Below are 1,606 nucleotides of genomic sequence, written 5' to 3' on the forward strand. Positions count from 1 at the left end.
AGGCTGCTGAAAAAGTATCCCTCTCCTAAAATAAGCAGAAAAAAATCATCAAGAATTTGATTTCTTGATGATTTTTGATTGCTTTTTGCACTTCTTACTCCTTATTTTCCTTCTTTAAAGTGATTATTCGCTTCAAATTCACCATGAATATGCTCGTGGCACCTTGAATGTCCATACCGAAAAAGCCCTTGGATTGGGCGACATCATAGCCATGTCGATTTTTAAGTTCCGCATTCTTAGCTTCAATCTTATAGCGCTCTTTCATTTTGGACTTAAAAGCAGTCGTTTCCTGAAAATCTTTTTGAGCTTGGTGCCTGTCAGATAAAAGAGATACACTATAAGTCTTACTCTTTGCACCAAATCTATAACAACCTTCTTGTAGTGGACAAACTTTACATTTCTCAATATCAAAATAATAAGTCGTCACTTGGTTAGATTGGGAATTCTTCTTTCCCCCGCGTGCCTTCCGCGTGGCTAAGTGTCCTGCAGGGCATTGAAATAAGCCTGCATCTTTGTTGTATTCAAATTCATTTCTCACTTGTCCTTGAGAAATAATGGGATTCAATTTGGCATAAAGCGGAAGTTTCCTTTCCTCAAAATATTCTAGATTAGCTTTAGAGGCGTAAGCCATATCTCCAGTTGCACCGTCTACTTCAATCCCATTTTCAATTGTTTTCTCCACCAGTTCTGTTAAATATTTCCCATCTGCTTTTTCACCACTGGTGATTGTGACTGCGGTAATGATACGGTCTTCGGTCATGGCAATATGTGATTTGTAGCCTAAAAATGAAGTGTTCGCTGTTTTATGTCCCGTCTTCGCATCCTCATCAAAACACTCTTGACTTGCAAAATTGACATCGTCCAGCTTCTCTTCCAATAAATTACGACGCTCATTAATTTTACCAATAGAGAAAACGGGCGCTGTGTCTATGACTTCAAGGAGCTGTTTTGTATAGGCTTTTTCTTCCTCTAAATCAGACCCCGTAGGTTTTTTAGGAAATTTATTTTTCATATCGGGTTTGACTTGATAGACTTCACGACGAAGTTTTTTAGAGGTTTCACGAAGCATTTCTACAGGGGATTTTTGATTGAAGCGAGATTTTGTATGCGTGGCATCCACGATAATCGTTCTGCTTTTTACCACTTTCTCACGTAAGGCAATCTCAACGGATTTCCCTACCAAGAGGTCAAGAAAATTCTTGTCTTCTAAACGAAGACGGCGGAATTTTGTCAATGTAGAGCTATCAATGACAGGAGCTTCTGGCGCAATATCCAAGAAAAATTTGAATGCCATATCTGAAAAAGCCCGTTTGACCAAATCGCGGTCAGACAGGTTATACATTTGTTTTAAAAGTAACCATTTGAACATTTGAATGGGAGAAATGGCTTTTCGACCTTGACTAGAGTCGTATTTATCTTTCAACTCCTCATAGATGAATTGAAAATCATCCAGTTCTTTTAACTGGCGCAATTCATGGTCTTTGGGGACAAGAATATCAAAGAGAGCCAGATAAGGACTTAGGAGTAATTCTTCTTGACGTTTGAGCATATCTTTATTATATAGAAAAACGATAAGATCATGAAATCTTATCGTTTTTCAGCAGCC

1 protein-coding gene is annotated in these 1,606 nt (G+C 38.2%); it reads right to left on the bottom strand.

Annotated features, from left to right (window positions below; genetic code table 11):
• Positions 1–94 precede the first annotated feature (94 nt).
• Positions 95–1,549, bottom strand: a complete 1,455-nt coding sequence (locus LACDD01_RS11230; protein WP_061415328.1) for an IS1182 family transposase — start codon at positions 1,547–1,549, stop codon at positions 95–97.
• Between the last annotated feature and the right edge of the window lie 57 nt (positions 1,550–1,606).

The sequence above is a fragment of the Lactococcus sp. DD01 genome, from assembly GCF_001578715.1.
Lineage (GTDB): Bacteria > Bacillota > Bacilli > Lactobacillales > Streptococcaceae > Lactococcus > Lactococcus petauri.